General features: G+C 73.2%; 16 protein-coding genes. All 16 read right to left on the bottom strand.

Annotated features, from left to right (window positions below; all coding sequences use genetic code 11):
• Positions 1 to 26: 26 nt before the first annotated feature.
• The 16 genes from ACIQM4_RS29130 to ACIQM4_RS29055 all read right to left on the bottom strand — a co-directional run bounded on the left by ACIQM4_RS29130 (position 27) and on the right by ACIQM4_RS29055 (position 22,244).
• Positions 27 to 1,253 carry a hypothetical protein gene (locus ACIQM4_RS29130; protein WP_401597976.1) on the bottom strand — a complete coding sequence of 409 codons (1,227 nt, stop codon included), beginning with the start codon at positions 1,251 to 1,253 and terminating at the stop codon, positions 27 to 29.
• 68 nt (positions 1,254 to 1,321) lie between these two features.
• Positions 1,322 to 2,575: a DUF4910 domain-containing protein gene (locus ACIQM4_RS29125; RefSeq protein ID WP_401597973.1), complete on the bottom strand. Its 1,254-nt coding sequence runs from the start codon at positions 2,573 to 2,575 to the stop codon at positions 1,322 to 1,324.
• Positions 2,576 to 2,592: 17 nt separating this feature from the next.
• Complete coding sequence (locus tag ACIQM4_RS29120; protein ID WP_401597607.1) at positions 2,593 to 3,618, bottom strand: NAD-dependent epimerase/dehydratase family protein; 1,026 nt, start codon at positions 3,616 to 3,618, stop codon at positions 2,593 to 2,595.
• A gap of 3 nt (positions 3,619 to 3,621) precedes the next feature.
• Positions 3,622 to 4,269 (bottom strand): PIG-L deacetylase family protein, encoded by a 648-nt coding sequence (locus tag ACIQM4_RS29115; RefSeq protein ID WP_401597605.1) that lies wholly within the window; start codon positions 4,267 to 4,269, stop codon positions 3,622 to 3,624.
• On the bottom strand, positions 4,266 to 5,060 hold the full coding sequence (locus ACIQM4_RS29110; protein ID WP_401597603.1) for a glucose-1-phosphate cytidylyltransferase: 795 nt from the start codon (positions 5,058 to 5,060) through the stop codon (positions 4,266 to 4,268). The genes ACIQM4_RS29115 and ACIQM4_RS29110 overlap by 4 nt, the downstream gene beginning before the upstream one ends.
• A gap of 13 nt (positions 5,061 to 5,073) precedes the next feature.
• Complete coding sequence (locus ACIQM4_RS29105; RefSeq protein ID WP_401597600.1) at positions 5,074 to 6,309, bottom strand: class I SAM-dependent methyltransferase; 1,236 nt, start codon at positions 6,307 to 6,309, stop codon at positions 5,074 to 5,076.
• On the bottom strand, positions 6,306 to 7,583 hold the full coding sequence (locus ACIQM4_RS29100) for a glycosyltransferase (protein WP_401597597.1): 1,278 nt from the start codon (positions 7,581 to 7,583) through the stop codon (positions 6,306 to 6,308). The genes ACIQM4_RS29105 and ACIQM4_RS29100 overlap by 4 nt, the downstream gene beginning before the upstream one ends.
• Before the next feature lie 8 nt (positions 7,584 to 7,591).
• Positions 7,592 to 8,926, bottom strand: coding sequence for an O-antigen ligase domain-containing protein (locus tag ACIQM4_RS29095; protein ID WP_401597595.1), 1,335 nt, complete (start codon positions 8,924 to 8,926; stop codon positions 7,592 to 7,594).
• Positions 8,919 to 10,463, bottom strand: coding sequence for a right-handed parallel beta-helix repeat-containing protein (locus ACIQM4_RS29090; protein WP_401597593.1), 1,545 nt, complete (start codon positions 10,461 to 10,463; stop codon positions 8,919 to 8,921). The genes ACIQM4_RS29095 and ACIQM4_RS29090 overlap by 8 nt, the downstream gene beginning before the upstream one ends.
• Before the next feature lie 14 nt (positions 10,464 to 10,477).
• The gene (locus ACIQM4_RS29085; RefSeq protein ID WP_401597591.1) at positions 10,478 to 12,445 is read right to left on the bottom strand and encodes an alginate lyase family protein; all 1,968 of its coding nucleotides are present in this window, start codon (positions 12,443 to 12,445) and stop codon (positions 10,478 to 10,480) included.
• Positions 12,442 to 14,697: a bi-domain-containing oxidoreductase gene (locus ACIQM4_RS29080; RefSeq protein WP_401597588.1), complete on the bottom strand. Its 2,256-nt coding sequence runs from the start codon at positions 14,695 to 14,697 to the stop codon at positions 12,442 to 12,444. The genes ACIQM4_RS29085 and ACIQM4_RS29080 overlap by 4 nt, the downstream gene beginning before the upstream one ends.
• A 19-nt stretch (positions 14,698 to 14,716) precedes the next feature.
• Positions 14,717 to 16,657 (bottom strand): asparagine synthase (glutamine-hydrolyzing), encoded by a 1,941-nt coding sequence (asnB, locus tag ACIQM4_RS29075; protein ID WP_401597586.1) that lies wholly within the window; start codon positions 16,655 to 16,657, stop codon positions 14,717 to 14,719.
• 2 nt (positions 16,658 to 16,659) lie between these two features.
• Complete coding sequence (locus ACIQM4_RS29070) at positions 16,660 to 18,207, bottom strand: Wzz/FepE/Etk N-terminal domain-containing protein (protein WP_401597584.1); 1,548 nt, start codon at positions 18,205 to 18,207, stop codon at positions 16,660 to 16,662.
• Entirely contained in the window at positions 18,204 to 19,601 is a 1,398-nt protein-coding gene (locus tag ACIQM4_RS29065) for a Wzz/FepE/Etk N-terminal domain-containing protein (RefSeq protein ID WP_401597582.1), read from the bottom strand. The genes ACIQM4_RS29070 and ACIQM4_RS29065 overlap by 4 nt, the downstream gene beginning before the upstream one ends.
• Positions 19,598 to 20,938 carry a glycosyltransferase family 4 protein gene (locus ACIQM4_RS29060; RefSeq protein WP_401597580.1) on the bottom strand — a complete coding sequence of 447 codons (1,341 nt, stop codon included), beginning with the start codon at positions 20,936 to 20,938 and terminating at the stop codon, positions 19,598 to 19,600. The genes ACIQM4_RS29065 and ACIQM4_RS29060 overlap by 4 nt, the downstream gene beginning before the upstream one ends.
• The gene (locus tag ACIQM4_RS29055; protein ID WP_401597578.1) at positions 20,928 to 22,244 is read right to left on the bottom strand and encodes a nucleotide sugar dehydrogenase; all 1,317 of its coding nucleotides are present in this window, start codon (positions 22,242 to 22,244) and stop codon (positions 20,928 to 20,930) included. Before ACIQM4_RS29055 ends, ACIQM4_RS29060 begins: the two co-directional genes overlap by 11 nt.
• Positions 22,245 to 22,330: the final 86 nt, after the last annotated feature.

Here is a 22,330-nt window from a genome sequence, read left to right as displayed (position 1 = left end):
GTGGGCGGGCGGAGCCGACGGCGTTCTCAGGCTGTGGACGGGGGGAGCCGGAGGCGTTCGCGCAGGGCGGACCGCAGTTGCAGCCACCACACGGCCGAGCTGATCAGGGTCGCGGCGGCCACCCCCCAGGCGGAGCCCGCAGTGCCGCCCACCGCAGCCCCGCCGAGTCCGCCGCCCACGTAGCAGGCGGAGGCGAACAGCTGGCAGCGCAGGCTGCGCCGGGCCGCCGCGAGGGCGCGCAGCCCGGCAGCCGCACCGACGCCGAGACCGGCGCCCGCGACGCCGAGCGTGGCCGGGACGACGAGCGCGGACGCGGCGTCCCAGACCCCGCCGAGCACGAGCACCCCGAGCCGGTCGGGCACCAGCAGCAGCGCACCGCCCCAGAGCAGGGCGGCGGCGGCCTGCCCGCCGCCGAGCAGCAGGCAGAACTTCCGCAACCGGTGCGGGGCCTGACGCAGCACCCGCGCCGCCTCCGCGACGGTGACCAGCGACAGCCCCATCAGCAGGGCGAGGAACGGGCCGAGCAGCAGTTCGGCGCCCCGGACGACACCCACCGCGCCGACGCCCACGATCAACCCGAGGCCGTAGGCCCGCAGTTGGGCGGCCCCGCTGACACCGACATTCTCGACCAGGTACCGGTAGCCGAGGTCGCGGTGCACACGCAGCCACTCGCGTGCTCCGGACACGAGCGGCCGGATGCCGGACTGGAAGCAGCCGTACGCCGCCGCCCCGGTGGCCGACGCGCCCCAGGCCAGCACGAAGGCGGCCACGGTGCCGGTCCTGGCCGCCAGCAGCATGGCAGGGACGAGCGCGACGCCCCACACGAGGTCGTTGACGAAGGCCTTGCGTCCGGCGCCGGCGGCGAAGAACGCGAACCGCCAGGCGTCCTGCAGCAACAACCCCGGCAGCACGGCGCCGAGGGCGGCGAACGCGCCCCCCACCTGGCCGCCCAGAGCGAGCCCTACCGCCAGGCACGCCGCACCGACTCCCACGCCGACGCCGAGCGCGGTACCCGACGACCGGGCCGACGCCGTACGCCATGAGGCGTCCGGCACCCCGCTGAAGCGCACCACGAGCGGGTCGGTGGCCAGCCCGCGCGAGACGCTGAGCACCACGCCGTAGGTCAGCCAGGCCAGGCTGAACACCCCGAAGGCGACCAGCCCCAGCGAGCGGGCGACGTAGATGCCCACCGCGAAGTTGGTCATGCTGGAGGCCGCCTGGTCGGCCAGCCCCCAGGACAGCCGGCCGGCCATGGCCCGTCCGGACGCCGAGCCACCGGCCGCCGGCCCCCGTGATTTCTGCCTCCCGGCGGCGATGGGCGTCATGCCTTGATCAGCCCGGCGCCGTGCAGGGCGTCGGCCGCGACGGCGACGGTGTCGAACGGCAGGGCGGACCGCTCGGCGACGTCCAGCAGACTGTGTTCGCCGTCGGAGAGGCTGAGCACCCAGAGCATGGCCAGCTGGGCCTCCTGCGCGTCGCTCCGGCCGCCGAGCGAGTCGTACAACCCCCGCCGCCCCAGCTGCGGTTCGCCGTAAGGACTGAGGTTGACGTACCGCCGGTTGCGGTCGAGGACGGCGACCGCCTCGCGGCAGACGTCGAGGGTGTCCGCCATCGCCTTCGGACAGACGAAGTCCGGGTTGTCCGCCGAGGTGTGGTACTCGGGATATCCGGCGTAAGGGGTCCGGGAGAGCGAGCCCACACCGAGGTCGAACCCGGGGGAGCAGTACTGCCGTTCGTCGTAGCCGTACGGAGTGAAGCCGGTGACGCGGTGCGGACGCCCCGATGCGCCCAGGACGTACCGCAGCACCCGGTCGATCTCCGCGTCACCGCGCCTGCTCTCCTTGTACGTCAACTCGCCCCGGTCGCCCGCGCAGGCGAGCACCAGGCCGTGCTTGACCCGGTCGATCCGGTCCTGGTTGCGGGCCAGCCAGGTGATCGCCCCGACGGTGCCCGGCGCATAGATGAACCGGTAGGTGTAGTACGGCGTCTCCCGTGCCAGGGCGCGGGCCAGGAAGGTGGCCACCGCGATGCCGGCCAGGTTGTCGTTGGCCAGTGACGGGTGGCAGACGTGGCTGGAGACGATCACCTCGTCGGGGACCTGGCCCGGGACGACGTGCTCGGCGTAGCTGAGATGGCCGTCGGCGAGCGTGGAGTCGATGTGCACCTCGTACTCGCCGTCCGGCAGCGCGTCCAGGGTCTCCTGGGCCAGGCAGAACCCCCACTGCGGCCGGTAGTAGCTGGTGCGGTAGGGCACCCAGGACGGCCGGTCCGGCAACGTGTGCAGGTGCGCGCGGAGCTCGGCCAGCGGCATGGTCGCCGACACCGGCACGCTGTAGCCGAGCACGTGCAGGCTGGAGGCGGCGAAGTCGATCACCCGGTTCCCGGCGCTGTCGGCGACATACGCGTCACGGATGTTCCACTCCTGCGGCACCGTCCAGTCGAGCACCCGGGTACCGGTCGCCACCTCGTGTCTCTCCAGGGGCACGTACTCGTCGACGATGTCCAGGGTGGCGCGCACCCCGTCGCCCGTGATGCTCCGGCACAGCGGGTACAGCCGCTCCACCAGGGCGTGCATCTGCGCGCCGACCGCGGTCACCGGCGCCGCCTGAGGGTCTCGTCGACGTCCCCGGACCCGGTCGCCGCGCGCAGTACGGCGAGCCGGGTGAAGCGCTGCTCGAAGTCCTCCCGGGTGAGGGCGAACTCCCGGTACTTCCCAACGAGTTCGTCGGCTCCCCGCCGCACGGTCCACTCGCAGGCGAAGCCGGGTATCGCCGCGCGGAAGCGGGAGAAGTCCACCCGGTAGGAACGCGGGTCGGCGCCGCTCTCCCCGGTGATCACCACCTTCGCGCCGTCCACCGCGTCGGCGACCTGCTCGGCGATCTCCGCGACGGTGACGTTGTTGACCTCGCTGCCGATGTTGAACGCCCGGTCGTGCACCGCCTCGCGCGGCGCGTCCAACGCGGCCGTGAAGGCCCGCGCGATGTCGACGGCGTGCACCAGCGGCCGCCAGGGTGTGCCGTCCGACAGCACCAGCACCTCGCCGGACAGCAGCGCGTGGCCCACCAGGTTGTTCAGCACGATGTCCGCGCGCAGCCGGGGCGAGAACCCGAAGGCCGTGGCGTTGCGCAGGTACACCGGGCTGAAGTCGCCGTCGGCCAGGGCGTGCAGGTCGTCCTCCACTCGCACCTTGGACTCCGCGTACGGAGTGACCGGGCGCAGCGGAGCGTCCTCGGTCACCAGGCCGTCGCCACCCGAGGCGCCGTACACCGAGCAGGTCGACGCGTACAGGAAACGGCGCACCCCGGCCTCGCGGGCCAGCCGGGCCAGCCGCAGCGACGCGTGATGGTTGATGTCGTACGTCAGGTCGGGTGCCAGCGACCCCAGCGGGTCGTTGGACAGCGCCGCCAGATGGATCACGGCGTCCACCCCGGCCACGTGCTCGGCGGTGACGTCCCGCAGGTCCACCCGGTGCCCCGCCGGGTCCACCGGCGGCGGGCCGAGCACGCAGTCGGCGAACAGGCCGGCGTCGAGGCCGACTACGTCGTGCCCGGCGGCGGCGAGGACCGGGGCCATCACGGTGCCCAGATAGCCCTGGTGTCCGGTCAGCAGTACGCGCAAGGTTCAGTCCCCCAGATTCAGAGCGAGCTTGGTGACGGCGAACGCCTCGGCGTAACGCGCGTGGCATTCGACGCCGCGGATGCGGGCCAGGCCGAGGAAGGCCTCCCGGTCGTACCAGGGCCGGCGCCGCTGCGAGGGGTAATGCTCCTGGAGCAGCCGCACCTTCTCCTCGGCGACCTCGGGCGACAGCGGCTGGTACGCCGGCATCCGGCCGAGATCGCCGTCCCACTTGACGATCTCGTAGCCGAGCACCAGATGGTCGCGGAACGCGGTCGGCACCAGCCGGGCCAGCGCACGGTGGTCCTGGTGGGCGTCGTCGGTACGCGGCGCGAGCACCAGGTCCGGCTCGCTCCGCGCGCGCAGCTCCTCGACCGCTGCCTTGGCCTCCTCCCACTGCGCGGGCACCCGGCCGTCCGCCAGCTTGAGCACGGTCAGCCGCAGGTCGGCGCCCGGACAGAAGGCGGTGAGCGCGGCCCGCTCCTCCTGCTCCCGGTCGCCGCCACCGCCGGAGAGCACCAGGGCGTCGACGCGGACACCCGGCCGCGCCAGGCACAGCGTCAGCAGCGTGCCGCCTGCGCCGATGGCGATGTCGTCACAGTGCGCGCCCACCGCGACGACCCGCTCAAGGCGTCCGGCGCCGAGCCGGATCACGCGCGCACCCCCGAGGCGTCCCGCTCCCACACGGCCCACGGACGCTCGCCCCTGGCGTAGGCGTCGTCCAGCGCGGCCCGCTCCTTCACTGTGTCCGTGGGCTTCCAGAACCCACGGTGTCGGTGCGCCACCAGCCGTCCCTGCTTGGCCAGTTGGGCGCAGCCGTCGGCAACCAGGTCCCCGCCCGCGGGGAGATGGTCGAAGACCTCCTGGCGGAGCACGAAGTACCCGCCGTTCTCCCACAGCGGCAGCTCGCTCACCGCGGTGATGCCCCCCACAAGGCCGTCCTCGCCCAGCTCCACGCAGTGGAAGGACGACTGCGGCGGCACCACCATCATCGACGCACCGGCGTCGCGCCGGGCGAACCTCTCGATCATCTCCGGCAGCGGGGCGTCGGTGAGCACGTCGGCGTAGTTGGCGAGGAACATCTCGTCGCCGTCCAGGTGATGGCGCACCCGGCGCAGCCGTTCCCCGATCGGTGACTCCAGGCCCGTCTGCGCGAACGTGATCGTCCAGTCGGCGATGTCGGTGGACAGCAGCTCGGTCCGACCGCCGCGCAGCACGAAGTCGTTGGAGATCGTCTCCTCGTAGCGCAGGAAGAAGTCCTTGATGTGGTGCGCCCCGTACCCCAGGCACAGGATGAACTCGGTGTGTCCGTAGTACGCGTAGTAGCGCATGACGTGCCAGATCAGTGGCCGCGGGCCGACCATCGCCATCGGTTTGGGCACGTCGTCGGCGGAGCCGCTGCGCATGCGCAGCCCGTAACCGCCGCAGAACAGAACGACCTTCATGCTGCGATCTCCTTCACGACGTGACCTCGACAACGCTGAGTTCCGGGATGGGAAAGACCAGCCGGCCGCCCCAGTCGTGCACGAAGGAAAGCTGCTCGACGAGCTCGGCCCGCAGGTTCCACGGCAGGACGAGGACGTAGTCGGGGCGGTCCGCGGCGAGTTGCTCGGGGGCCAGGATCGGGATGCGGCTGCCCGGGGTGAACCTGCCGTGCTTGTACGGGTTGCGGTCGACGGTGTACGGGAGCAGGTCGGGCCGGATGCCGCAGTGGTTGAGCAGCGTGTTGCCCTTCCCGGGGGCGCCGTAGCCGACGACCGTCTTCCCCTGCTCGGCGGCGTCGATGAGGAACCGCAGGAGGTCCCGGCGCACCTTGGCCACCCGGGCGGAGAACTCGGCGTAACCCGACAGCTCCTGCAGCCCGGCGGCCTTCTCCCTGGCCAGCACGTCCACCACACGCGGCCCCGGAGGACCGGCCGCCGCGGCCGGCCTGGCCCACAGCCGGACGGAACCGCCGTGCGTGGGCAGCAGCTCGACGTCCACCAGGGCGAGCCCCCCGGCAGCCAGCGCCCGCATGGCGGAGGCGACCGTGTAGTACTGGAAGTGCTCGTGGTAGATCGTGTCGTACTGGTTCTCCTCGATCAGCGTCAGCAGGTGCTGGACCTCGATGGAGACCCACCCGTCGTCGGCGACCAGGGCGCGCAGCCCCTGGGTGAAGCCGGCCACGTCGGGGATGTGCGCGTACACGTTGTTGGCCACGACCAGGTCGGCCGGGCCGTGCTCGGCGCGCACGGCGGTACCGGTGGCCGGGTCGAGGAACGCCGAGAGCGTGGGCACCCCCGCCTCCCGCGCCACGGCGCCCACGTTCACAGACGGCTCGATGCCGAGGCAACGCAGACCACGGTCCACCAGGTGCTTCAGCAGGTACCCGTCGTTGCTCGCGACCTCGACCACGAAGGCGTCGGGGCCCAGCGGGAGGCGCGCCACGGCGTCGGCGACGAACGTGCGCGCGTGCTCCACCCAGGAGGTCGAGTAGGAGGAGAAGTACGCGTACTGCGTGAAGGTCTCCTCCGGAGTGATCAGCGGCGGGAGCTGCGCCAGCCAGCAGTCGGTGCAGACCCGCAGGTGCAACGGGTACGCGGGCTCCGGGCTGTCCAGTTCGTCCGCGGCGAGGAAGCTCTCGCACGGCGGGGTCGCCCCCAGGTCGACGACGCTCGCCAGCGCCGCCGAGCCGCAGAGTCGGCATCGTGTCATCTACTGCCCCCATCCCCGCCCGCGCGGGTGACCCGCCGCGAGCCGGCTCCTTTGTTTCCCACCGGCGGCGCGCCGACCGCACCGCCGGACCGCCCCGCGATCGCGGTGCGGTACCCCTCCACCAGGCGTTCGAGTCCGACCTCGGGACTGAAGCCCTGTTCGTAACGGCGCCGGGCCGCCCGCCCCATCTCCCGGTTGCGGCCGGGGTCGCCCGCGAGCTGGCGGAGGCAGGACGCGAGTGAGGCGGCGTCGCCCGGCAGATGCAGCAGCCCGCTCACCCCCGCCTCGACCAGCTCGACGAAGGCACCGTGACCGGCGGCGACGGCGGGAACCCCCGCCGCCATCGCCTCCGCGACCACCAGGCCGAACGTCTCCAGTGCCATCGAGGGCGCCACCACGGCGACCGACCGTGCGACGGCCTCCCGGCACTGCGCGGGGTCGTACAGCCCGACGTACCGCACGTCGTCCCGGCCCGCCGCCCACGCGGTCACCTCCTCCGCCAGCGGCCCCGCCCCGGCGAGCACCAGAGGCACGCCCACCCCGCCGCCCGCCGCGATCTCGTCCCACGCGGCCATCAGCAGCCGCACCCCCTTGGCCTCCGCGAGCCGGCCGAGGAAGAGCAGGTGTTCGCCGGGGCCCGTGCGGCAGGAGCCAGGGTCGGGCACGAAGTTGTGCTTGACCGCCAGCCGTTCGGGCGGCATGCCGGAACGCACCAGGATGTCGCGCTGTGCCGCGGAGATGCAGAAGAACCGCTCCACCCCGGTCCACCAGCGCCGCCGGTTGAGCGACATGCTGACGGCGAGCGGCACCGTCGCCGCCCGGGACTCGCGGTAGCAGCCGTGCCGGACCGCGGGCAGCGCCAGCTTCGTCCCGACGCACTCGGTGCACAGCCGGCCGTCCCGCCGCAGCGTGCCGGGCGGGCAGACCTGGGTGTAGTTGTGCAGGGTGGCGACGACGGGCACACCGGCGTCGGCGCAGGCGGCGAGCACCGCGGGGGACAGCAGCGGAAAGACGTTGTGGACGTGCACCACGTCGGGCCGTTCGTCCCGCAACCGGGCGGTCAGCTCGGCGCGGACCGGCGGGTTCCACGGCACCAGCAGGGGCACCGCGACCTTGCCGAGCAGGGACCGCGCCGCGATGTCGTCGCTGCGCCGCTCGAACACGTCGACCCGGTGCCCGGCCGCGCGCAGCAGTCCCACCTCCTCGTCGACGACCCTGTTCTCCCCGCTCGGCTGCGCCGAGGAGTAGCGGTTGTGGACCACAAGGACATGCATACCGGGGGTCACCTCCTGATCCGTCGCGGGACGTCTGGTCGGGGAACCGCGGGCGCCGGGGGCGTCGCGTCCCCAGCGGGCACCGCGAGGAGCGAGGCGGCCAGGGCCAGATGCAGCAGATAGGCCGAGGCGTCGCCGAGACCGGCCTCGGTGTACGAGGAGATCGCCACATAGCTGATCAGGAAGATCGCGCAGGCCCTCGGCAGCGACGGCGGCCGCAGCAGCGCGACACCGCCCAGCACGACGAAGAGCGCAGTCACCACGGCGACGCCCACCAGGCCCTGCTCGTCGTAGACGGCCAGCCAGCTGTTGTCGATCGGCAGCCCGCCGAACGACTTGTCGCCCAGACCCGTGCCGAACAGTTCCTCCGACGCGGTCCGGGGCGCGGCCAGCAGGGCGTCCCAGACCTTGGCCCGGCCGGTGAGACTGGTGAAGTACTCCTGGGACTGCCCGCGCAGGAACCACGCCTGCAACAGGGAGGCGAACCCGACGGCGGCCACCGTGGCGACCAGCACCGCCCAGCCGAAGAACCGGCGGGCGGCGGCGCTGGTCAGCACGAGCGAGCAGACCGCCAGCGTCAGACCGGCGAGCAGGCCGATCGTGGCCGTCCGGGTGTGGGTCATCGCGAGCAGGACGAGCGAAGGCACGACGACCACCGCTACGCCGGCCCTGGTGGTCCTGCCGTCCAGCACGAGCAGCACGGTCAACCCGACGATCACCGCGGCGTACTGGCCGATCTGCGGCGGGGTCAGCGGCCACAGCGCTCCGACCAGCCGCCCCCCGTACAGCTCGGGCATGGCGGCGCCCGGAGACACGGCCAGGCCTGCGACCACCGACACCAGCACTGCGAAGTACATCCGCACATGGGCGCGGACGAAGGTCAGGCTGCCGTCCCACCACCTGCTGAGCAGCCACAGTGTGGTGACGAACAGCGCGAGGCGGCAGCAGCGGAACAGCGCGCCCAACCCGGCCTCCAGGTTCACGCTGGCGAGCACGCCCGGCACCAGCAGCAGGGTGAGCAGGAACAAGAAGGCGCTCGCCCTGACCCGCAGCCGGAGATTGAGCGCGAGCGCCAGCGCGAACGCGGCGGCGAGCGCGCCCATGGTGACCATCTGGATGAGGGAGCGCGGCAGCGGGAAGATGGTCTGCGCCCCGGCGGAGCCGAGCACGTTGAGGCCCAGCAGCCCCCAGACCGCGCCGACCGCCCTCGGCGTGCCGGCCGGACGCAGCTCGCCGCCGCGCCGGGCCTCCGCCGTGACCGGTGCGTCCGTGACCTCGCCCCCCTGCTGCTCCCCGTGCCCCGGCTGCTCCCCGTGCCCCGGTCCGCCGGCCACGTCAGCCACCTGCCCGCGGGTCGAAGGTGCTTCCCCGGTCCTGCCCGTACGGCGTGTCCTGCCACTGCCCGGAGTCGACCGCCCGATCCGGGTCGTCGGCGACGAAGCTCCACGGCCCGCGGTAGACGTTGTCGTGCCAGCGGTTGCCCTGCTTGTGCACCAGCGCCTCGGACACCCGCTTCGCCTGGTACGGCGACCAGTCCGGGTAGGTGCCGTAGTTGGACAGCACCGCCATCCGGCCGCACTCGGTGGTGCACCTGACGACCGAGGCGTCCAGCAGGAACCGGTTGTCGTGGATGTCCACCCGCTGGGTCTTCCACCGGCAGTCGTCGTAGAGCGGCGCCTTCCCGATCGCCGGTTGCGCGCACCGCCGGGTGTCCTTCACCAGCAGCGTGCAGTAGCCGGTGGAGGTGTTGGCCGGGCTGTTGCAGAACCGGTTGGCGTTCTCCCACAACGTGATGCCGTTCCAGTTGTCCTCCAGCACGTTCCGGTAGATCTCGATCTTGGCCGTGCGGGCCCTGACCCGCGGTTCGCCGCCGGCCTCCGACACGTAGACGGTCCCGTTCGGGAAGTTGTCGCCGCGCCTGGCGGCGCTGCCGCCCTCCACCCAGTTGTTCCGCCGCATCGTGTTGTTCCGGATGATCGCGTTGTAGCTGGTCTCGTACATGAGCGCGACGCCGTCGTTGGCCTCGAAGACGTTGTTCTCGAAGAGGAAGTCGTTGTTGTTGTTGTCCGCCCACAGCCCTGCGCCGCGGTTGTCGTGCACCCAGTTGCCGCGGACGTCGGCGCCGTTGACCGCCCAGAACTTGATCCCCCCGGTGCAGCCGCAGCCCGGCCTCCGCCGCTCCCAGTCACCGGTGTTGTTGCCGACGATCTCGTTGCCCTCGACCACGAGCCCCCGGATGGAGTCACCGGCCTTGTAGGCGTTCATGCCGTACTGCCCGTTCTCACGCAGGCAGTTGGCGCGGACCTGCTGGCGGGCGCCGGCCATCATCCCGGCGCCGGAGTTGTACTGGACCGTCGAGTGCTCGATCACCCAGCCGTCCGCGGAGCTGTTGTTGACCACGCCCTCGTCGTGCGGAGCGACGAAGTGCTGCACGGTCAGATGGCTGATGGTGACGTCGGCGGCCGCGCCCCCGAACGCGTACTGGTTCTTCTTGCGGCCGTCCAGCACCGCGCCGGGGGCGCCGAGGTAGCGGTTGCCCTCCTTGGGGATGACCTGGGCGTACTGCTCCGGCACAAGCGTGTGCTTGCCCGGCCGCAGCCAGAACGTGGTGTGCGGCGGGCTGCTCCCGGTCTTCCTGGCCAGGTCTCCGACGACCGCCGGATCGACCGTCACCGCGCCCGCGGGCGCCTTCGCCGGGCCGGCCGAAGGTCTGGCGCACACCCGGGGGGCGGACGTCGCGGGCGCTCCCGGGGCGGCGGCCGACCGCGTACCGGCGGGCTTCGGCGGGACGTCCGGCGTGCTCGTGCAGCCGGCCGCCGCCAGCACGGCGAGCACCAGCGGTGCCGCGGGCAACGCCCGGTGCCGCCACCTGATCCCCATGCGTCCCCCCCCTCCTAGTCGCTGAACTTGAGTACGGTGCTGAACCCGCCGGCCGGCGCGGGGCCCGAGCTGAAGCCGGTGCCGATCAGCGTGGTGGCCGCCTCCTTGCGTCCGAAGCCGGGGGAGTACCAGCCGAGCGGCGGTTCGCTCTCGCCGCGGTGGGCCCGCCAGCGCAGCTCCGCCGGCAGGTCGAGCACCGCACAGCGGTCCTCGCCGTCCCTGGTCCAGGTGAGCCGGGCCCGGCCGCCCACCAGGTCCGCGGTGACCGCCGGGCCGAGATGGAAGGCCAGCCGCACGGCCCGGCGCGGTCCGTGCACCTCGTCGGTCACCCGTAACTCCCGCGCCGAGTGGTCGAGTTCCACCCGTCGGCGGTGCAAGGAGCCCCGGTAGCCCGTGTGCTCGGCGCACCACCGGGACACGTCCGCACCGGAGGTGTCCGCGACCAGGACGCGGCTGCGGGCGTGCCGGGTCCACAGGAAAGGGCCGCCGGAGAGGGACTGGTCACCGCCGTCCAGCTGGAGCGTGTTGTGGCCGAGCGTCGAGCGGAAGTACTGCCGCCACTTCGGCTGCCCGTGGTAGCAGTACGTCCCCGGGTCGGCGAGCACGTCGACCCCGTCGTGCCGGACCTCCACGGACAGCGCGTCCGCGTGGGCGTGCGCGGCAATGGACAGGAACCCGTGCGGGCCGCCGTCGCAGCGGCACCAGATCTCCTCGGGCCCGCGCAGGAGGGTCATGCCCGCGTCGGCGAAGTGGTCCGGCCGCTCCGCCGGACGGGCCACCCGCGACAGGGCCGCGTCCTTCGCGTACGTACCGATGAGCGAGACCAGCAGCGGGGTGCGCACATCGCTGCCCCGCACCGCGGGCCACCAGTCGAGGCGCCCGAACACGGCGTCCCCGGTGGCCAGCAGCGAGGCCCACCGGTCGGTGCCCGCACCGTCCACGACCAGTCCGTGCCCGTCGTCCGAGTCCCCCTGGCGGGGCGGTCGCAGCCGGTTGTCCACGACGGCCGCGAGCGCGTCGGTCATCCGCAGCAGCACCTGCCGTACCGACGCGGGGACCGGCACGCCTGCCGCGGCAGCCTCCGCCACCGCGGCCAGGCCGAGCTCCAGCACGAGGCCGTGGTACTCGGTGGCCAGCTCGCGATTGAGGCCGGAGCCGAAGGTGTTGCTCCGCAGGTGACGTTCCAGCGTACGCAGCGCGCTGGCCCGCCAGCGGGCCGAGGCGGGGAACCAGCCGAACGCGCAGGACGCGGCGAACTGCCCGGCGGCCTCGGCGACAACGTGGTTGTTGGCCGAGGAGCCCCGGCTGGGGAAGGCGGCCAGCCAGCGCTGGTGGTGCCAGATCTGCCGCAGCGCCACCGGGTTGTTCTCGAAGAGGGCGGCAGCCCCCGGCCAGCCGTCGAGCAGCCGGCGGATCCACACCCAGGACAGCAGCCGGATCCCCAGCTCGATCCCGCTGATCCAGTGCACCCCGCGCAGCGGCGCGTTGGCCGCCCACCACCCCCGCAGGTGCCCGGCCACCCGCTCCGCGTACCGGTCGTCCCGGGTGAGCGCGTAGGCGGCGGCGAGCACGGTCAGGTACTGGTGCCGGGACAGCTCCCAGATCTGCTTGATGTCCCCGACCGTGTCCTCGTCCCGGTACGGCAGCCCGAAGGCGTACCCCCAGGGCGCCCGGCGGCCGGTCTTCGGGTCGTACCACCAGTCGGGGTCGGTCAGGTCGTCGCGGACCACGCCGAAGTACTCGACGTGCCCGGCCATCAGCCGGTCCGCCTCGGCGACGAGACGTTTCACCGCGTCCGCCGGCATCGCTTCGAGCGTCCCGGCGGGCAGCACCGCGGTGAACCGGGCGCCCGTCACCCGCGGACCGGCCGGCCGCGCCGACCGCCACCGCCGCCTGCGCACCGCGTCCCCCACCCGGCCGCCGACCTCCCGCGGCCCCATCCGGGACAGCCGCCGCAAGTACCAGAGCGTGCTCGTGGTCATCGCGCCCTCTCCAGCCTCACCGGCGCGCCACCGGCCAGGGCGGTGCGCACGGCGAGGGTGGCCGCCGTGGTGACGGCCAGTGACTCCAGCGGCACCGGCATCGGCCCGCCGGACCGTACGGCCCCGACGAACGCGGCCAGCTCGGCCGACTGGCCCTTGTCCCTGGCTCTGGGCAGCCTCGAACTGACCCATTTCCTGCGGCCGTGCACCGAGGCCCGGACGAAGTCGTCGAGCCGCAGCACCTTCCCGTCGGCGACCAGGTCAAGGGTCTCCTTGGGGAAGCCGGGTGACCCCGTGGTGACGTAGCTGAGCGTGGCGGTGGAACCGTCCGGGTAGCCCAGCACGACCTGCAGGTCCTCGTTGCCCGGCGCGGCGAGTGCGTACACCGAGACCGGGTCGGCCCCGAGCAGCCAGCTGGCCGTGTCGATGAAGTGACCGCCCTCGCCGGCGAACCGCGAACCCTCGGAGCCCTGCTGGAGGTACCAGCTGCCGTGCTGCAGCCGGCCCGCGTTGACCAGGTAGCGCAGGCTCGCCGGGCCGGTCCTGGCGCCGAACCGTCTCGCGGCCTCCCGCAGCAGGGGCGCGAACCGGCGGTTGAACCCCACCATCACCCGGTCGTTGCCCGACTCCTCCACAGCGGCGAGCACCCCGGCCAGCTCGTCCGCGGTGAGCGCCAAAGGCTTCTCGACGAACACCGCCTTCCCGGCGAGCAGTGCCTTGCGGGTCAGTTCGGCGTGCGAACTGTGCCGGGTGACCACGAACACCGCGTCGACGTCCTTGTCACCGAGCACGGTGTCGAGATCGGTGGTCGCCGCCGCGAAGCCGAACTTGCGCCTCGCGTTGGCCGCGGACAGGGTCGTCGTCGTCACCACTGTCGACAACTCGACACCCTCGCGCCGTGCCAGGTGCGGCAGCAGCATCGACGACGCGTAGTTGCCCGCACCGACGAACGCGAGGCGCACCGGCGCCGGCGTGGACCGGAGCGGTGCGGACCGGGCCGACGCTGACCTGGTCGACCCGGACGTCGTGCCGTCGCGCCGCACCGCGGGCACGGTCACCGCGGGCACCGTCACCGAGGGCTCGTGCGCCGATAGCTCCGGCGCCGTCGCGGGGTCCGTGCCGGCCTCTTGCCCGGCGTACCGGAACAGCACGGCCACGGCCTTCAGTTCGCCGCTCCCCAGGCTCCGGTAGGTCTCCACGGCGTCCTCGAAGTCGGCGACCCGGGAGACCAGCGGCTCCACGTCGAGGCGGCCACGGGCGAGGAGGTCCAGGAAGCACGCCAGGTTGCGGCGCTCGGTCCAGCGCACGTAGCCGATCGGGTAGTCGCGCCCCTCCAGCTCGTACTCGGGGTCGTAGCGCCCCGGACCGTAACTGCGGGAGAACCGGACGTCGAGCTCCTTCTCGTAGTACGCGTTCCACGGCAGGTCCAGACGGCACTTGCCGATGTCGACGACCCGGCCGCGGTCCCGGCAGAGCCGGGCGGCCAGCTCCACGGGCTCGTTGCTGCCGCCGCCGGCCGCCAGGTACACCTGGTCCACGCCATGTCCGGCGGTGAGCTCGGCGACAGCGGCTGCCACGGCGGCCGACGAGGGATCGCCGCATGCCGCAGCCCCCAGTTGTTCGGCGAGTGCGCAGCGCACCGGGTCGGGGTCGGCCCCCACCACCCGCACCCCCGACGCGGTGAGCAGCTGCGCCACCAGCTGCCCGATCAGCCCGAGACCGATCACCAGGGCCACGTCGCCGAGCTGCGACTCGCCGCGCCGTACGCCCTGCAGCGCGATCGAGCCGACGGTGCCGAAAGCCGCGTGCCGCGGCGCGAGGCCGTCCGGCACCCGCGCACAGAGGTTCTTCGGCACCCAGTTGAGCTCGGCGTGCAGCGCGTGCTCGTTGCCCGCGCAGGCCACGACGTCGCCCACCTTCAGCTCGTCGATCCCCGCGCCGACCTGCTCGACCACGCCGCACAGCGAGTAGCCCAACGGCGTGTAGGAGTCCAGCTTGCCCATCACCTTGCGGTACGTGGCGGGCACCCCGTTGGTGGCCACGCTCTGGACGACCTTCGCCACCTGGTCGGGGCGCGAGCGGGCCTTGCCCAGCATCGACATGCCGGCCTCGGACACCTTCATGAGCTCGGTCCCGGTGGAGATCAGCGAGTAGGCGGTGCGGACCAGCACCCCGCCGGGCTTGCACCCCGGCACGGGCACGTCGAGCACCGCCAGCTCGCCGCTCCTGTAGTTCTGTACGACCTGCTTCACCCGAACTCCTCCGAAATCTCTAAGCCGTTGAACGGGCGTCCCGGCAGGACCCGGACCCGGACGTCGCGTCGCGATACCAGTACTCGAGAGTCAGTACGTGCCACAGGTGCTTGGAGTAGTCCCGCTGCCCGGCGGCGTCCTCGGCGACCATCCGCGCCAGCGCCTCGCGGCTCAGGAACCCGGACCGCACCAGCACGCCGTCGTGCACCACCTCCCGTACCAGCGGCGCCAGGTCCCGGCTCATCCAGGCCCGCAGCGGTGCGCTGAACAGTCCCTTGGGCCGGTACACGATCTCCCGGGGCAGGACCGACACGGCGGCCTCCTTCAGGACGGCCTTGCCCTGCCGGCCGACGATCTTGCGGTTGCCCGGCACCGCGAACGCCGCCCGCACCACCTCGACGTCCACGTACGGCACCCGCACCTCGGTCGACGCGGCCATGCTGGAGCGGTCCGTGTAGGCGAGGTTGAGGCCCGGCAGGAACATCCGGGCGTCGGCCAGGCACATGCGGTTCACGAAGTCGTCGAGGTCGTTGTCCTCGTAGAGGTCCGCGTGCTCGTTCAGCACGTCGTCGACCGTCCCCGCGAGGTCCGGGTCGACCAGGGCGAGCAGTTCGGCCCGGTCGTACATGGTGTAGCTGCGCCGGAACGCGGTCTCCTGCGGCAGACCGGCGAAGGACAGGAACCGCTTGGCGAAGCGCACCGACCGGTACCCCCGCCGCGCGCTCGCGACCGGGAGCCGGTCCACGCCCGCGGCCAGCCCGCGCCGCAGCGGCCGCGGGACGCGCTGGTAGCGCAGGGCCAGCAGGTTGGCCAGATGCTTGCGGTACCCGGCGAACAGCTCGTCGGCGCCCATCCCCGAGAGCATCACCTTGACCCCGGCCTCCCGGGCCGCCGCGCAGATCAGGAAGGTGTTGATCGCGGCCGGGTCGCCGATCGGCTCGTCCAGGTGGTACGTCATCCGCGGCAGCAGGTCGAGCACGTCCGGCGCGATCTCGATCTCGTGCAGGTCGACACCGAACCGCGCCGCCACCTGCCGGGCGTGGCGCAGGTCGTCCGGCATCGCCTCGAAGCGGGCGTCCTCGGGCCGGAACCCGATCGTGTAGGCGGAGATCCCGGGCCGGTCGCGGGCCGCCAGCGCGGTCAGGTAACTGGAGTCCAGGCCCCCGGAGAGGAAGGTCGCCACGGGGACGTCGGAGACCAGATGGCGCCGGGTCGACTCCTCGACGACGGCGGCGACATCCGGCAGCTCACCGGCCAGCGCCCGGTCCCGGCCCTCGGCGGCGACGTCCTTCAGGTGCCAGAACCTGCCGCGCTCCACCCGGCCGTCGGGCCGGCACCGCAACCAGGTACCTGGCGGCAGCTTCTCCGCCTCACGGAACGCGCACCGCGAGTCCGGCACCCAGTAGTACAGCAGCGAGGCCACCAGCGCCGCCGGGTCCACCTCCAGGGATCCGCCGGTGGCCGCCGCGAGCGCCTTGAGCTCCGAGGCGAACACCAGACCCGTCTGCCGCCGCAGCAGGAACAGCGGCTTGATGCCGAGCTGGTCGCGGACGAGCACCAGATCACCGGTGCGCTCGTCGAAGACCGCGAACGCGAACATGCCGCGCAGCCGGGCCAGGCAGTCCGTGCCCCAGCGCCGCCAGGCCTCCAGCAGCACCTCGGTGTCAGAGGTGCCACGAAAACGCACCCCGGCGGACGTGAGCTCGGCGCGCAGCTCGGGCGCGTTGTACAGCTCACCGTTGTACGTCAGGGCCAGACCGTCCACGACCATCGGCTGGGCGCCGGTCTCGGACAGGTCGATGACGGCGAGCCGGCGGTGCCCCAGCTGCACGTCGAGGTCACCGACGGGGTGGCCGTAGCGGCCCGAGCCGTCCGGACCGCGGTGGGCGAGGACGTCGGTGAGCCGGTCGGTCACGGCCTTCCCGTCCGGCCACCGGTACGCGCCTGCGATGCCACACATGTCTACCGCGCCTCCTGGTCGTTGTCCGGGACCGGTGCGGTGCGCACCGGCAGCCGCCGGCCGGCCCCGTTCAGCCGGGCCTGCCGCTCGCCGCGCCCGCGCGGCGCGGGGCGCGGTCCGTCGGGTCCGTCCCACAGCGTGCCGTCGGTCCTGTCCCGCGGGTCGGGGTCGATCAGCACCACACCGCTCACCGCGATGCGCTGCTCGGTGAGCTGCCGTGCCACGGTGTGCAGCCATGCGGTACTGCCGTGCCCGGCCCGCACGACGAGCACGGCCCGGGAGCCGAGGTGGCGGAGGTCGGTCCACGCCGTGCCCGGCGCCACCGAGCCGACACCGATCCGCAGCCTCTCCTGCGCCCCGGCCTCGGCGCTCTCACCGCCGACCACCTCCGGGCCGACCACCTCCGGGCCGCCCGGCTTCGGGCGTCTCCCGGCGAGCTGCGGGCCCGGCAGTCCGTCGACGAGGACCACCGGCCCGTCCGCCGCCAGCGCCTCGGCGAGGTCCCGCGCGATCACGCTCGCGCCGCGCGCACACCCGAGTTCCAGCAGCGACAGCTCCGGCAGCGACCGCGGCTCCTCACGGCCGCGCACGGTGCGTGCCAGCGTCGCCGCGAGCCGCTCGCGCGCCCTGCGGGTCCTTCGGCGCCGCCACGGCCCGCCCGGCCGGTGGGGCAGCTCCGCGATGACCGAGGCGCCCAGGTGCGCGGCGATGTCACGGCGTAGCACCGGCCGGTCCGCCACCACGGAGGTGACCGCGGCCAGCGCGAGTCCGACGACGAGGCCGAGCACGAGTCCGATCCCGGCGTTGGTGGCTGCGGCCCTGGGCAGCGAGCGCCGCACCGCGCGCGGGGCGTCCACGATCTGCGTACCGGCGACGAGCCGGGGGGTGCCGGTGCCCGCCTCGGCGGCGCGCTGGTCGAAGTCGGTGATCCGCGAGTTGAGTTCGGCCCGGCGGGCGAAGAGCGACTCGATGCTCGCCGCCCCCTGCGGATCGCTCTCCGGCGACCGGCCGCCGATCGCCCCGTTGACCTGGGCGAGCTCGGTCCGCATCCGGTCACGCTGGTCGAGCAGCGCCTTCGCCTCGGCCTCGGCGGTCTCCCGCATCCGCCGCACATGGTCCGCGACGAACGCGTCGGCCAGCGCCTTGGCGCGAGCCACCGCCTGCGCGTCGCTCCCGGCGGACACGTCGATCCGCATCAGGTTGTTGCTCAGGGCGGCGCCCCGGTAGTCCCGCAGGAAGTCCTCCGGCTCGTCCTGGGAGCCGAGCGACCGCAGGGCCTGACCGGCGATCCGCGTGGTGGCCAGAAGTGCGACGTCGGTACGGATCAGGGTTCCGGTGTCGTTGGGCTGGTCCTCCCGGTGCGCGACGAGGACCGTGGTCACCGCGGTCGGCGGGGTCGGCAGCAGGACCGCCAGGGCCGTACCGGCCAGCAGCCCCAGCAGCGCCATGGCGTACCAGAGGCGGCGGCGCCTGCGCACCGCCACCACCAGCGCCTGCAGGTCGATGAGCGGAGCCACCGCGGACGGCTCCGAGGCCGTGCGCGCCGTCACCGCGGACCCCCCGTCCCCCGGCCGCCGACCGCGAGCACGGGAGCGGCCTCGTCCGCCTGCGGGCCGTCGGACGGCGCCGGGCGGGCCCGCACCGTACCGGCGACGACGACGCCGACGACCTCGTGCCCGCCGTCCGCGCACGCCCCGGCGACCTCGGCGAGTTCCTGCGCGGTCCAGTGGCCCGCGCCGAGTACGACCAGGGCGCCGGACCCGGTGTCGCACTCGGGCACCGTCGGCCGCTCCATTCCCACCTCGAACACCCGCAGCAGGGGGCCTTTCTCGTCCGGCGTGCTCGGGGACGGCGTGGCCGCTGCCTCGGACACGAGCTGGTCGGCGGCCCGGCGAGCAGTGTCGTCGCCGGCCGGTACGACGACCAAAAGGCTCTTTGGGGGCGGTAGTTGGTCCCGTAGGCGGGCGCACACCCGCTGGTAGCGAAGACGCCTGTCCGCCTCGCCCCCCGACCTCCGCGGGGGCGGCACGTCCCACCGGGTGTCGGCCCCGAGCAGCCGGCGTAACCGGGGCCAGGGGCCTTGGCCGGCCGTCCGCCGCGCACGCGGCCCGTCAGGTACGTCGACGGTGCCCAGCAGTGTGCAGCCCAGCGCCGCCGCCAACTCCGGCCCGGTGCGCGGCCTGCGGTTCGCCCGCGCGGCCCCGAGATGGGCGACGACCGTCACCAGCAGGAACAACAGCGCCCCGCCGGCGACCAGATGCGTCCTCGTCGGCGGCGCGGCGCCGGTGGGCCGGGGAGCGGGGCCCATGACCACCATGCCGGCCGTACTGGTCGTCGGGTCGGCAGCGGCCAGCTTCTCCATGGCCTCCTCCAGCGTGCTGCGCAGCCTTTCCAGCGCGGTGCGTGCCTGCACGCTCTCCACGGACCGGCCAGGATCGGCCGCGTTGGCCAGGTCGGTGATACGGCGGTTGGTCTGCACCACCTGCTGCCGCAACGCCTCGGGCCCGGAGGTGGCCGTGGAGTCGGTCGCGCCGCCCCCGAGCCGCGCGGCGAACATGACGAACTGCCGGGCCACCTCGTCGGCAAGGCGCTGCGCACGCTCCGGGGTGGCGGCCGTACCCGAGATCCTGACGATGTTGCCCTCGGCGGCGCCGGCGCCCACCCGCTCCCGCAGCGGCCCCTCGCCGGCCTCCGGGCGGCCGAGAGCGGCAGCCACGCGGTCGACCACCACCGAACTGGTCGCGATGCCCACCTGGGTCAGCAGCTCACGCTCCTCCCACTGCCCCGGCAGCAGCACCGACGCCGACGCCGTGTACCGCGGCGGGAGCAGCAGCGAGGCGCCGAACCCGACGAGCGCGCCGAGCACGGTGAGAACGGCGAGCAGCCGCCGGCGCCTGCGAAGGATCCGTGCGACCGTGGCCAGGCGTATCGTGTCCTCGCTCAACTGCGCTGCCTCTTCCGGGCCCTGGGCGCCCTGGTCGCCGTGGCCCGGGGGCGTGGGCGGCAGGCGGCGGCGTAGGCGGCGAGCAGCGCGACCTGGGAGTTCCGCCAGGACAGTTCTCCGCCGACCCGCTCCTGGCCGATCTTGCCCATCCGGGCCCGCAGGCCGGGATCGTCCAGCAGCACGGCGATGAGCTCGGCGAACGCCCTCTCGTCGTTCGCGGGCGCGTAGAGGGCGGCCTCACCGGCGGAGACCCGCGCCTCGCGGAGGTCGAAGGAGACGACAGGCCGTGCCATCGCCATGTACTCCAGGACCTTGTTCATGGTCGACACGTCGTTGAGCGGGTTGCGCGGGTCGGGGGAGAGGCACACGTCCGCGGTGGACAGGTGGCGCAGCAGGTCGCCGTCCGGGATGCGCCCGGTGAACTCCACCTGCGCGCCGAGCCCGAGCCGCCCGGAAAGCTCCACCATCGCGTCGAAGGCGTCGCCCGAGCCGATGAACACCGCGTGCCAGTCGCTCCGCCCCAACTCGTCCCGCAGCTTGGCGAGGGCGCGCAGGGCGTAGTCGACGCCGTCCTGCGGTCCCATGACGCCGAGATAGCACAGCAGATGGGGTTTGCCCCGCTTCAACTCCGGTTCCGGCGGCACCGGTTGGAACCGGTCGGTCCGGGGTGCGCTGCGCACCACGAAGACGTCCTCGGGCCGCCGGCCGCCACGGCGCACCGCGACGTCCCGGTAGCTCTCGTTCGTGGCGAGCACGATGTCCGCCGCCCGGTAGGTCAGCCGCTCCAGCGCGCACACCGCGCGGTGCAGCAGGTCCTCGCCGCGGTCGAACCGGGAGAGGTACAGCTCCGGCACCAGGTCGTGCTGGTCGAAGACGAACCGTGCGCCACGCCGCTTGAGCCACAGCGCGGGCAGGAACAGGAGGTCGGGCGGGTTGCAGGCGTGCACCACGTCGACCGGGCCGACCTTGCGGGCCAGCCGGGCGGTGTGCCACAGCGCCGCACCGTACTCCCGCAGATAGCCGGCCGGCCCCCCGGTGGCCGCGCGCAGCGGGTAACGGTGGATGCGCACCCCGTCGACGACGGCCTCCGCCTCCGTGTCCCGCTTCTCCCCCCGGGGGCAGACGACGTGCACCTCCCAGCCCGCGTCACGCAGCGTCGTCGCCTCCTGCCACACCCGCCGGTCGAACGGCACCGAAAGGTTCTCCACCAGGATCAGGGCGCGACGGCCCGGCCGGCCGCCCCGTGCCGTGCCCTCGGACCCGGCGGACGGGCCGGCCGCGCCGCCGGACCCGGAAGCCGGGCCGCCTGTCCCGTCGAACGACGTGTCACCAGGCAAGGCCCACGTACCCCTGTTCGGCCCGGCGCGCATCGGCGTCGGGGAGGTGGACGAGGTCGATGAGCACCGGCCCCTCGCCGTGGGGGAGCGCGGCGAGAACCGCGGGGTCCCTGGTGCCCACCAGGCACACCTCGGCGTGCGCCAGCACCTCGTCGACGGAGTCCGCGAGCAGTTGCGCGAGGTGCGGCAGCCTGGTCTCGATGTACTCGCGGTTCGCGCCGAGCAGCCGGGAGAGGCTCACGTTGGCGTCGTAGATCCTCAGGTCGTAGCCCTTGCCGAGGAGTGTCTCCGCCAGCTCGACCAGCGGACTCTCGCGCAGGTCGTCGGTGCCGGGTTTGAAGGAGAGGCCGAACAGCCCCGCCCGGCGTTTGCCGGTGCGCTCCACCATGTCCACCGCACGTTGCAGATGTGCGGCGTTGGACGGCAGTACGTGCGCGAGGATGGGCACCGAGACGTCGGCCCGCTGCGCGGCGTGGACCAGGCTGCGCAGGTCCTTGGGCAGGCAGGAGCCGCCGAAGGCGAAGCCGGGCCGCAGATAGGCGGGGCTGATGTTCAGCTTGCGGTCTGCCAGGAACACGTCCATCACCTGGTGCGAGTCCACGCCGAGCGCCTGGCACACCGCGCCGAGCTCGTTGGCGAAGCCGATCTTGAGGCCGTGGAAGGCGTTGTCCGCGTACTTGATCGCCTCGGCCGTCGGGACCGGCACCCGGAACACCTCGCCGGGCAAGGTCTCGTAGAGCGCGGTCACCACGTCGCCGCTCGCCCGGTCGAATTCGCCGACGACGGTCTTGGGCGGGTCGAAGAAGTCCTGCACGCTCGTGCCCTCGCGCAGGAACTCCGGGTTCACCGCGACCCCGAAGTCCACTCCCGCGGTGCCGCCGACGGCCTTCTCCAGGATCGGCACCAGCAGGTTGAGACAGGTGCCGGGGAGCATGGTGCTGCGGAAGACGACGGTCTGCCGCCCGCCCCGCTCGGCGAGCGCCACGCCGATCTGCTCGGTGACCCGTTCCAGATACGTGGTGCACAGGCTGCCGTTGGGCTCCGACGGGGTGCCCACACAGATCAGCGACACCTCGCTGCCCATGATCGCTTCGCGGACGTCGCCGGTGGCGCGCAGCGCTCCCGTCCGCACGACCTCGGCGACGAGTTCACCGATGCGTTCCTCCACCACCGGGGCCCTGCCGTCGTTGACCAGGTCGACCTTCACCTGGTTCACGTCCACCCCGATGACCTCGTGACCCATGCCGGCCAGGCACGCGGCGGAAACACAGCCGACGTAACCGAGCCCGAAAACGCTGACCCTCATGACCCCTCCCTCCCCTCGGACAGGCCCTCGCGGCCTGCGTTCCGCGCGCCGGCCGGACGGCCGCCCCCGCGCATCAGTACGCCCCC

The organism is Streptomyces sp. NPDC091272, from assembly GCF_044757485.1.
Classification (GTDB): domain Bacteria; phylum Actinomycetota; class Actinomycetes; order Streptomycetales; family Streptomycetaceae; genus Streptomyces.
Note: the sequence above shows the minus strand (reverse complement) of the source record. Positions and strands in the feature narration are given on the sequence as shown.

Coding starts and splice junctions, on each gene's coding strand:
- ACIQM4_RS29130 (WP_401597976.1), bottom strand. CDS start 1,253: ATGGCCGGCCGGCTGTCCTGGGGGCTGGCCGACCAGGCGGCCTCCAGC.
- ACIQM4_RS29125 (WP_401597973.1), bottom strand. CDS start 2,575: ATGCACGCCCTGGTGGAGCGGCTGTACCCGCTGTGCCGGAGCATCACG.
- ACIQM4_RS29110 (WP_401597603.1), bottom strand. CDS start 5,060: ATGAAGGTCGTTCTGTTCTGCGGCGGTTACGGGCTGCGCATGCGCAGC.
- ACIQM4_RS29105 (WP_401597600.1), bottom strand. CDS start 6,309: ATGACACGATGCCGACTCTGCGGCTCGGCGGCGCTGGCGAGCGTCGTC.
- ACIQM4_RS29100 (WP_401597597.1), bottom strand. CDS start 7,583: ATGCATGTCCTTGTGGTCCACAACCGCTACTCCTCGGCGCAGCCGAGC.
- ACIQM4_RS29090 (WP_401597593.1), bottom strand. CDS start 10,463: ATGGGGATCAGGTGGCGGCACCGGGCGTTGCCCGCGGCACCGCTGGTG.
- ACIQM4_RS29085 (WP_401597591.1), bottom strand. CDS start 12,445: ATGACCACGAGCACGCTCTGGTACTTGCGGCGGCTGTCCCGGATGGGG.
- asnB (WP_401597586.1), bottom strand. CDS start 16,657: ATGTGTGGCATCGCAGGCGCGTACCGGTGGCCGGACGGGAAGGCCGTG.
- ACIQM4_RS29055 (WP_401597578.1), bottom strand. CDS start 22,244: ATGAGGGTCAGCGTTTTCGGGCTCGGTTACGTCGGCTGTGTTTCCGCC.